We start from the raw sequence: 9,006 nt of genomic DNA on the forward strand, positions 1-9,006 counted from the left end.
CTCAATTGCGCTCTACCCAGCAATTGGTCGGACGTGGCAAATCAACTGTTTAATTTCTCGGGCGTTTCGGCCAAACTGCGCCCGCCAAGAGGGAAAGTGCACGCGTGCATCAGGAAGTATCGCTTATTGCCACAGTTGCCGTGAGTTTCGTCTGTGCGGCGATACTCGGCTATATCGCCGATCGAGTGCGTCTGCCGCCGCTTGTCGGATACTTGTTGGCCGGTATCGCCATGGGGCCGATGACGCCCGGCTTCGTCGCCGACGCCGGGCTTGCCAGTCAATTGGCAGAAATGGGCGTCATCCTGCTGATGTTCGGCGTTGGCTTACATTTTTCCACCGCCGATCTCCTCGCGGTACGCGGCATCGCCGTGCCGGGCGCAATCGCGCGCATCGTTATCGTTACGCTGCTCGGTGTCGCCCTCGTCAAATGGTGGGGTTGGGGCCTGGGCGCGGGGATCGTCTTCGGCCTCAGCCTGTCGGTAGCAAGCACGGTTGTGCTGCTGAAGGCCTTGGAGGAGCGAAATCTGCTCAACTCGGCCAGCGGCCGCGTTGCCGTTGGTTGGCTGATCGTCGAAGACCTTGCCACGGTTCTGGCATTGGTGCTTCTGCCCGCCGTCGCCGAATTGCTCGGTGGCCATGCCGACAGCGGCAGCCTTGCACAAAGTGCGGGGTTGCCTCTTCCGCTGACGATTGCGCTGACACTGTTGAAAGTCGGCGCTTTTGCGGTGATGGCGATCTTTCTCGGCCCGAAGATCGTCCCTTGGCTCCTGACGCTGGTCGCCAGAACCGGTTCACGCGAACTCTTCACGCTGACGGTCCTCGCCATAGCGCTTGGCATCGCATTCGGCTCCGCGCAAATCTTCGGCGTCTCATTCGCGCTCGGTGCTTTTTTCGCCGGCGTGGTCATGAGCGAATCCAACCTCAGCCATCGAGCCGCTGCCGATTCGCTGCCGCTTCAGAACGCCTTCTCGGTGCTGTTCTTCGTATCGGTCGGCATGCTGTTTGATCCTTCGATCCTGGTGCGCCAGCCGATGGCCGTAATCAGCGCCCTGGCGCTGATCATCATCGGCAAGACCGTCATCTCCTTCCTCATCGTGGTCATGCTTCGCTATCCGATCGGAATGGCGTTGACCGTATCAGGCGGACTGGCGCAGATCGGTGAATTCTCGTTTATTCTTGCTAGTCTCGGCGTTTCTCTCGGATTGCTGCCGAATGACGGGCAGGACATCATCCTCGCGTCCGCCATCATTTCGATCACGCTCAATCCGCTCGTCTGCGTGGGCGCCGAAGCGCTGCACACCCAAATCCACGCCAGATGGCCGGCGCTCAGCAATCACTTCGGCCGCCGTCGGCATGAGGCACTCGGCCGCGAACTTGAAAAGATCCGAGCGATCAACGAAGCCCGCGAGCACAAGCATCAGCTCGAGATGCAGGAGCTTATCGAAACCTTTCCACTCTTTGCCAAAGTAGACGAGGATTCGCAGGAGGAATTGCTGCTCCTCTTTCGGCCGAAATCGGCCTTGCCAGGCGAGCGCGTGATGCGCAAGGGCGACCGAGGCGATGGTATGTACTTCCTGTCGTCGGGCGCGGTGGAAGTTCAACTGCCGGGTGAGCCGATCCGACTGGACCCTGGCGCGTTCTTTGGCGAGATGGCGCTGCTCAGCGGCGGTCGCCGCACCGCAGACGTCGTCGCCGTGGATTTCTGCCAGTTCTTTGTGCTGGAAAGGCGCGATTTCAACATGTTCACGGCAAAGCATCCCGTTTTGCGCCAGGCCGTCAGCGAAATGGCCCGCGAACGAACGGAAATGAACGTCATGCGGCAGAAGCACGATCAGCCCTCCCGCGTCGACTCGTGAGCTCCGTGCTCAGTGCGATCACGAAGATTTTTTGGCACGTCACCCTACGAACGACACAGCAAGCATTTACAGCCGCACCGACGCCCCATAAAGCTCATGCGCTCGAAGCGAAAGGATTGGAATGCTCCGCAGACTCTACGACTGGACCATGTCTCTCGCAGCTCGGAAATCGGCCGAAGTCTGGCTCGCCGTTATCGCCTTCGTCGAAAGCTCTGTCTTCCTGGTTCCTGCCGACGTTCTTTACCTGCCGATGGCGCTCGCTAAGCCGGAGCGCGCCTATCGCTACGCGCTGGTCGCGACCGCCGCCTCCGTCCTCGGCGGCATCGCCGGCTGGATGCTCGGCTACTACGCTTATGACGCGATCGCCCGCCCGGTTCTAGAATTTTACGGAAAGCTCGACGCCTTCGAGCAGCTGCGACTCTATATCCACGACGAGTGGGAAATCCTGCTGCTGCTGCTCGTGACCTCAGGCTTGGCCCATCTACCGCCGATCAAAGTCGTGACGATCCTCGCCGGCGTCATTCACATGAATCTCGGCTTCTTTATCATCTCGGCGATCGTCGCACGCGGCGCGCGCTTCTTCTTCCTCGCGTGGCTGCTGCGCCGCTACGGCGAGCCGATCCGCCACTTTATCGAAAAGCGCCTCGGGCAGGTTGCGGGCGTCGTTGCCGCCGTCGCCATTGCCCTCGGGATCGCCTATAAATTACTTGCCCACTGAGCCATTTGCGCGGAGTCCGTTCATGCCTGCCTCGTTTTCCCTTGCTCGCCCGGTCGTCGGCTACTCGATGGTGCTCGCACTCGGCATGGCGGTGGTTGTCGGCACCGCGCTCGGCTTTCAGTATCTTGGCGGCTACATTCCCTGTGCGCTTTGCCTGCTGCAGCGGCAGCCCTATTACTACGGCATTCCGATCGCGATCCTTGGCGCGATTGCTTCCGCAGTCGGTCTTCCCAGCTGGATCGGCCGCGCATTTCTGCTCGCCGCCGGCATCCTGATGATCGTCGGCGCCGGCATGGGCGTCTATCACGCCGGTGTCGAGTGGCAGTTCTGGCAAGGGCCGGCAACCTGCTCCACGACGGCGGGCAGCATGACACAGAACGCCGGCGACCTGTTGGGTGAATTGAACAGCATCAAGGGTCCGTCCTGCACCGACGCCGCGCTACGCGTCCTCGGCCTGTCCTTCGCAGGCTGGAACGTGATTGCGAGCCTCATCCTGGCGGCCTTCGCCTTTATCGGCGTCCGCAAGACGGCCTGAGCCTGACGGATGGGAGACTGATCAGGGCTGCAGTTCGCTATCCCAGTAGAGATAGTCGAGCCAGCTGTCATGCAGGTAGTTTGGCGGGAAGAGCCGGCCGTTGTTGTGCAGATCCTGTACCGTCGGCTGGTAAGGCTTCTGATTCGGGAACATGCCAGCCTGTTTCGGCAGCTTGCTGCCTTTTCTGAGATTGCAGGGGGAGCAGGCCGCAACGACATTTTGCCACGTCGTCTCCCCGCCATGGGCACGCGGGATGACATGGTCGAAGGTCAGGTCGTCATGCTCGCCGCAATACTGGCATTCGAACTTGTCGCGCAGGAACACGTTGAAGCGGGTAAAGGCCGGATTGCGGGAAGGCTGGACATAGGTCTTGAGGCAGACGACGCTTGGAAGCCGCATCGAAAAGCTCGGCGACGATACCGAATGTTCGTATTCTGCAATGATATTCACACGGTCGAGAAATACCGCCTTGATCGCGTCCTGCCAGGACCAAAGCGACAAGGGGTAATAACTCAGGGGCCTGTAGTCAGCGTTCAGGACGAGCGCCGGCAGGGCCTGTGGGGAAACTGCAATCGTCAAGGGACTCTCCTGATCGATTCGGCATCTGCCCTCTTATATTAGGCCGGTTGTGACGGCATTGTGAAGTCTAATAAATTCAAGCATCAATGCCGCGATGCAAAGCGCTGTCGCTCAGTCGATCGGCAACATGCCGCGACCGAGCTTGATGGCATAATAGGCCCAGAAAAGCCTTGCTGCGACCGACCGCCATGGCGACCACGCACGGGCCAACGACGCCAGCTCGCGGGCAGGCGGGCGAGCGCCGAGACCGAATGCCGCAGCCACCGCGTTCTGCAGGGCGACGTCGCCGGAGGGAAAGACGTCCGCGTGGCCGCCGCAGAACATCAAGTAAACCTCGGCGGTCCAGGGACCGATTCCCTTGAGAGCCGTAAGCTCAGCCAGCGCTTCGTCAGGAGGCAAGGCGGAGAGCGCGAGGAGATCGAGGCGCCCGGAGGCGACCGCGTCGGCAATACGCGATAGCGTTTCCGCCTTGGCGCGCGAGAGGCCGAACTCGCGCCACGCGTCGGGATGGAGAAGCACGTAGTTGTCCGCCGTCAGCACGCCTTCGACCGGTCGCATCCGTCTCCAGATCGCTTCGGCGCTGGCTCGCGACACCATTTGCGAGACGATGACGTGCGCGAGACCCTCGAAACCCGGTTCGCGCAACCGCAAAGGGAGGGGCCCGGCCTCGGCCGCAATGGCTGCAAGCCGCGGATCAAGACGAAGCAGGTTCTCCAGCCCCTCCCTCACATCATCATCGCTGCGAATGATCAACACGCTTCCTCGCGATCCTATCGAATCCATGGCAGAAGAAAGCATGACCGCGAATCCTCGTCAAAAGCCTGTTTTTCGTTTTGCGCCGAGCCCCAATGGCCCGCTTCATCTTGGTCACGCACTCTCTGCCTTTCTGAACCGAGACATGGCGATATCGGCCGGAGGACGCTTCTTGTTACGCATAGAAGACATCGATCTGACGCGCTGTACACCCGAATTGGAGGCGGGCATCTATGCCGACCTCGAATGGCTCGGCATAGACTGGGAACGACCGGTGCGGCGGCAGTCGGAGCATTTCGCAGAATATCAATCAGCCCTTGAACGGTTGATCGACCTCGGCCTCGCCTACCCCGCATTCATGACCCGGGGCGAGACCAGGACGTTGGTCGCAGCCGCCGAAGCAGATGGTAAGCTCTGGCCGCGAGACCCAGACGGCTCGCCGCTCTATCCGCCTGACGATCGTGAGCGGTCCGATGTCGACCGGCGGCAACTGCTCGCATCGGGCCTCAAGCACGCCTGGCGGCTCGACATGGGCAAGACTTTGGAGGCATTGGGCGAGGCCCTTTCTTGGGAGGAAACCGGAGACGCCGACCGTGGCCTGATCGCCGCAAATCCCGGCGCCTGGGGAGATGTCATCCTGTCGCGGTCGGATGCGCCGTCGAGCTATCATCTCTCGGTCGTCCTTGATGACGCCCTGCAGGAAGTTACCCATGCGGTTCGCGGGCTCGATCTCTTTCATTCGACTTCGGTGCATCGACTGCTCCAGACCCTGCTCGGCTTGCCGGCGCCGGTCTATCACCACCATCGCCTGATCACCGATGAGGGCGGCCGCAAGCTTTCCAAGAGCGAAAGCGACACAGGGCTCGCCGAACTCCGCGGGCGCGGTCTTTCACCGACCGACATCCGCCGCCTTGTGGGGCTTTGACGTCTTATTCTGCCTCCCGCCGAGGAAGTTGTTCTTGAAGATTGCACGCACGCGAAACTTCAGGAGGGCGGCATTGAGCTCGGCGCCGATAATGAAGATGACACCGACCATATAAAGAAAGATCAGAACGATCATCACCGATGCCAGACCCGCATAGGTCGCGGTGTAGTTGGCGAACGTCGCCAGGTAATAGGCGAAAATCAGGGCTCCCGCCAACCAAAGCAACAGCGTCACCAGCACGCCCGGCACGACATCGAACACACGGCGTCGCCCGGCCGGCAGCCACAGGTGAACGACGAAGAGGCCGACGGTCAGCATGAACAGCGTTCCGTAGACGCGCCAGCTGAAGACGACTTCGAGCGTATCGGCAAAGAGCGGGAACCACTGGCGCGCATAATCGAGGGCAAGCGGCACGGCCACAAGCAGGATGCTGACAGCCGCAAAGATGATTACGGCGATGATGACATAGCCAAGACTTGCAAGGCGGGTGATGTACCATGGCCGCGTTTCCTGAACACGGTAGGCGCGGTTGAGCGATATCCGCAGCGCCTCGACCCCGTTCGAGGCGAAGTAAGCCGCCGCCAAGACGGACACAGTCAGCAGGCCGCCGCGCGGCACGGTTAGGACCTGGATTACCTGGTCGACCAACGGCTTGGCGATCGCCTCCGGCCAGGTATCGAAGATCAGATGTATCGCCCGGTCTGAGAATTGGTCAGCGCCCAGAAAGGTCGCGAGCGTCGTGCCGAAAATGAGAAACGGAAAGACAGCCAGAAGCGTAGACAATGCGACATGGCTCGCCATCGCGAAGCCGTCGTCTTCAATAAGGTGGCAGATAGCATCGTAGACCACATCATAGAAGATGCGCATTATCTTCGGCATTCGGTCTCCCGGCTTTGGTCGTTGTGTCGCCCGTTCGAATATGGGAAACCACTCCCATTTTGTACAGGAATCATTCCATGTCGGACCAGCGCACCATCATCGTGACCGGATGCTCTTCCGGGATCGGCGCATACTGCGCCCGGGCGCTGAAGGCCGATGGCTGGCGGGTCTTTGCCACGGTGCGCAAATTCGATGATCTGGCGCCGCTGGAAGCCCACGGCATCGAGGCCTTCCGCATGGACTATACGCGCATCGACACGATTTCGGATTTCGTGCGCGATGTGACGGCGCTGACCGGCGGACGCATCGACGCGCTGTTCAACAACGGTGCCTACGGACAGCCCGGCGCCGTCGAGGACATTCCGACGGACGCCCTGCGCGCTCAATTCGAAACGAACGTCTTCGGCTGGCATGAGTTGACGCGTCAGATCGTGCCGCTGATGCGCAAGCGCGGCCAGGGCCGGATCGTTCAGTGCTCGTCGATCCTCGGCGTCGTGCCGTATCGTTTCCGCGGCGCCTATACCGCCTCCAAATTCGCTCTCGAAGGTCTGAGCATCAGCCTTCGCATGGAGTTGCAAGGCAGTGGCATTCACGTAAGCCTGATCGAGCCGGGCCCGATCGCCTCCCGTTTCACGGCAAACGCGCTCGCAAAGATCAATGAGCACATCGACGTGAAAAACTCGGTGCATGCGGCAGATTACCGCCGTCAGCTTGCACGGCTTGACGGATCGGGCCCTCCCAATCGACATAAGCTCGGTCCGGACGCAGTCTATGCCGTGCTGAAGCACGCATTGAACTCGAACAATCCGAAACCACATTACCCCGTAACCACGCCGGCCAAGCAGGGTATGGTACTGAAGAGGCTGCTGCCTGCAGACCTGTTCTACCGCCTGATGCGCTGGGTGGACTAATCAGGAAAGCCAAAGCCAGCATGTCCACGGTCACCTACATTCTCGCGATCATCGTCATGGGCATCGTCGCCCTGGTGCTGATTCGCGGCCTTTTCAACATGATGAAGGGCGGCAATCCGAACCTCTCCAACAAGCTGATGCAGCTGCGCGTGCTACTGCAGGCGATCGCCGTGCTCCTGATCATGCTGACGCTCTGGCTGACCGGTGGCGGCCGCCCTAGCTAAGTCAGGAAAAGGAGGGGTAGGCATGGTCAGGCTCAACAAGATCTACACGAAGACCGGCGACGACGGCACCACCGCACTCGTTTCCGGACCGCGCCGTCTGAAATACGATCTGCGCGTCGAGGCCTACGGCACCATCGACGAGGCCAACTCCGCCATCGGCGTGGCGCGGCTCCACATGCAGGGCATGCCCGTCCTGGAGAGGATGCTGACGCTGATCCAGAACGACCTCTTTGACCTTGGCGCCGACCTTGCGACGCCAGATGATGGCAAGCCGCCCGCACACGAGCCGCTGCGCATTGTCGATAGCCAGGTCGCGCGCATCGAGAGCGACATCGACGAATTGAACGCCGACCTGCAGCCCTTGAAATCCTTCGTGTTGCCGGGCGGGCACTCGGCTGCCGCTCATCTTCATCTCGCCCGCACGATCGCACGTCGCGCGGAGCGGCTGATGGTCGAACTTGCCCGCACGGATGGCGAGGTCGTCAGCGACGCCGCATTGAAATATGTCAATCGGGTTTCGGACTTCCTCTTCGTCGCCGCCCGTCACGCCAATGACCGTGGCAATGCGGATGTGCTTTGGGTTCCGGGAAAAAACAGGTAACCTCGCCCTCGACCACGTGACGCGAACGCCGGGGGGCAGGCTTCATGTTCATACCGTTGCACGATGCCAATACGCTGAAGCACATCAAGGTCCAATGGGTCACCATGGGGCTGATTGCGGTGGACCTCGTGGTTTGGCTATTCACTGGGGTTGTCGCCAGCCAATCCGTGTCGCAGGCGACGATTGTCGGCCTGGGTTACATTCCCGCGGTTGCCTTTCACCACGCAAGGTTGGAGCCGGCGCTGGCCTTCATCCCGGAACCGCTGACCTACATCACCTACTCCTTCGTGCATTCGGGTTTCTGGCACCTGGCTCCCAACATGCTCTTCCTTTGGGTCTTCGGCGACAATGTCGAAGACGCGATGGGTCACCTGCGCTTTCTTGTCTTCTATCTGCTCTGCGCGGCGGCCGGCGCTCTCGTTCATGGCCTCGTGGGGACGACATCGGAAGCACCGCTTGTGGGCGCCTCCGGTGCGATCTCGGGCGTAGTTACGGCCTACGTCGTCTTGCATCCTCGCGTAAAGGTCTGGGTACTCGTGCTGATGCGCGTGCCATTGCCGTTGCCCGCCTTCGTCCCGCTCCTTCTCTGGATCGGCCAGCAATTCGTGATGCTGGTCTTGGAACCCGATGGCAGCATCTCCTGGGGTGCCCATGTGGGCGGCATCCTCGCCGGCGGCCTGTTGGTCCTTCTCATGCGCCGCCGCGGCGTCCCTCTGTTCGATCGGGAAGTCGTTACACCGCGGGCCGTCAGAGACCGGCGAACAGCCAACCCGGCAATGGCCGTGGCGCCCGGCCAGCAGTTACGCCCGCGCCTTCCCTGGAACAGGGAATAACCGCAATATTGACGTGAACGTAAACGTCATTTATTGACGAGCTCAATTTGCCTGTCTGCGTCATGGAAGCGTTGTGTTTGGAGGAAAAACGCGTATCCATGTCGCCATTCGACAATCGGAGCAGCGCCGAAACGCGCATTTTCTTGGCGAAAGAGTTGAAGGAAGGACCCCATGAAAATTCTCGTCCCCGTG

Annotated in this window: 11 protein-coding genes; 8 read left to right on the forward strand and 3 right to left on the reverse strand. The window is 60.8% G+C overall.

Features of this window, described 5'->3' with window-relative positions:
• Positions 1-104 precede the first annotated feature (104 nt).
• The 3 genes from PMI09_RS07785 (at position 105) to PMI09_RS07795 (ending at position 3,109) form a co-directional block, all read left to right on the forward strand.
• The gene (locus PMI09_RS07785) at positions 105-1,856 is read left to right on the forward strand and encodes a cation:proton antiporter domain-containing protein (RefSeq protein WP_007790714.1); all 1,752 of its coding nucleotides are present in this window, start codon (positions 105-107) and stop codon (positions 1,854-1,856) included.
• 121 nt (positions 1,857-1,977) lie between these two features.
• Positions 1,978-2,574 (forward strand): YqaA family protein, encoded by a 597-nt coding sequence (locus PMI09_RS07790; protein WP_007790716.1) that lies wholly within the window; start codon positions 1,978-1,980, stop codon positions 2,572-2,574.
• A 22-nt stretch (positions 2,575-2,596) separates the two neighbouring features.
• Positions 2,597-3,109: a disulfide bond formation protein B gene (locus tag PMI09_RS07795; protein WP_007790719.1), complete on the forward strand. Its 513-nt coding sequence runs from the start codon at positions 2,597-2,599 to the stop codon at positions 3,107-3,109.
• 21 nt (positions 3,110-3,130) lie between these two features.
• On the opposite strand, the gene PMI09_RS07800 is transcribed toward PMI09_RS07795, so the two are convergent.
• On the reverse strand, positions 3,131-3,688 hold the full coding sequence (locus PMI09_RS07800; RefSeq protein ID WP_007790722.1) for an HNH endonuclease: 558 nt from the start codon (positions 3,686-3,688) through the stop codon (positions 3,131-3,133).
• Positions 3,689-3,799: 111 nt separating this feature from the next.
• Entirely contained in the window at positions 3,800-4,486 is a 687-nt protein-coding gene (locus tag PMI09_RS07805) for a DNA-3-methyladenine glycosylase family protein (protein WP_007790724.1), read from the reverse strand.
• On the opposite strand from PMI09_RS07805, the gene gluQRS reads away from it, so the two are divergent.
• On the forward strand, positions 4,485-5,366 hold the full coding sequence (gene gluQRS / locus PMI09_RS07810; protein ID WP_037082234.1) for a tRNA glutamyl-Q(34) synthetase GluQRS: 882 nt from the start codon (positions 4,485-4,487) through the stop codon (positions 5,364-5,366). The genes PMI09_RS07805 and gluQRS overlap by 2 nt on opposite strands.
• On the opposite strand, the gene PMI09_RS07815 is transcribed toward gluQRS, so the two are convergent.
• Positions 5,331-6,245 carry a YihY/virulence factor BrkB family protein gene (locus PMI09_RS07815; RefSeq protein ID WP_007790729.1) on the reverse strand — a complete coding sequence of 305 codons (915 nt, stop codon included), beginning with the start codon at positions 6,243-6,245 and terminating at the stop codon, positions 5,331-5,333. The two genes, gluQRS and PMI09_RS07815, sit on opposite strands and share 36 nt — an antisense overlap.
• Positions 6,246-6,322: 77 nt before the next feature.
• Between PMI09_RS07815 and PMI09_RS07820 the strand changes: the two genes are divergently transcribed.
• Genes PMI09_RS07820 through PMI09_RS07835 form a run of 4 tightly spaced genes read left to right on the forward strand, consistent with a single transcriptional unit; the run spans position 6,323 to position 8,814 of the window.
• Positions 6,323-7,156 carry an SDR family oxidoreductase gene (locus PMI09_RS07820; protein WP_007790732.1) on the forward strand — a complete coding sequence of 278 codons (834 nt, stop codon included), beginning with the start codon at positions 6,323-6,325 and terminating at the stop codon, positions 7,154-7,156.
• A gap of 20 nt (positions 7,157-7,176) precedes the next feature.
• Complete coding sequence (locus PMI09_RS07825) at positions 7,177-7,380, forward strand: twin transmembrane helix small protein (protein WP_007790735.1); 204 nt, start codon at positions 7,177-7,179, stop codon at positions 7,378-7,380.
• A gap of 22 nt (positions 7,381-7,402) precedes the next feature.
• Complete coding sequence (locus PMI09_RS07830) at positions 7,403-7,981, forward strand: cob(I)yrinic acid a,c-diamide adenosyltransferase (protein ID WP_007790737.1); 579 nt, start codon at positions 7,403-7,405, stop codon at positions 7,979-7,981.
• A gap of 44 nt (positions 7,982-8,025) precedes the next feature.
• Positions 8,026-8,814: a rhomboid family intramembrane serine protease gene (locus PMI09_RS07835; protein ID WP_007790739.1), complete on the forward strand. Its 789-nt coding sequence runs from the start codon at positions 8,026-8,028 to the stop codon at positions 8,812-8,814.
• Positions 8,815-9,006: the final 192 nt, after the last annotated feature.

Origin of the sequence: Rhizobium sp. CF122 (genome assembly GCF_000282035.1) — a bacterium.
Classification (GTDB): Bacteria; Pseudomonadota; Alphaproteobacteria; order Rhizobiales; family Rhizobiaceae; genus Rhizobium.

Bases quoted from the DNA above. Each gene is read 5' to 3' on its own strand.
- PMI09_RS07830 (WP_007790737.1), top strand. From the start codon at position 7,403: ATGGTCAGGCTCAACAAGATCTACACGAAGACCGGCGACGACGGCACC.
- gluQRS (WP_037082234.1), top strand. From the start codon at position 4,485: ATGACCGCGAATCCTCGTCAAAAGCCTGTTTTTCGTTTTGCGCCGAGC.
- PMI09_RS07815 (WP_007790729.1), bottom strand. From the start codon at position 6,245: ATGCCGAAGATAATGCGCATCTTCTATGATGTGGTCTACGATGCTATC.
- PMI09_RS07790 (WP_007790716.1), top strand. From the start codon at position 1,978: ATGCTCCGCAGACTCTACGACTGGACCATGTCTCTCGCAGCTCGGAAA.
- PMI09_RS07825 (WP_007790735.1), top strand. From the start codon at position 7,177: ATGTCCACGGTCACCTACATTCTCGCGATCATCGTCATGGGCATCGTC.
- PMI09_RS07805 (WP_007790724.1), bottom strand. From the start codon at position 4,486: ATGCTTTCTTCTGCCATGGATTCGATAGGATCGCGAGGAAGCGTGTTG.
- PMI09_RS07835 (WP_007790739.1), top strand. From the start codon at position 8,026: ATGTTCATACCGTTGCACGATGCCAATACGCTGAAGCACATCAAGGTC.
- PMI09_RS07795 (WP_007790719.1), top strand. From the start codon at position 2,597: ATGCCTGCCTCGTTTTCCCTTGCTCGCCCGGTCGTCGGCTACTCGATG.
- PMI09_RS07820 (WP_007790732.1), top strand. From the start codon at position 6,323: ATGTCGGACCAGCGCACCATCATCGTGACCGGATGCTCTTCCGGGATC.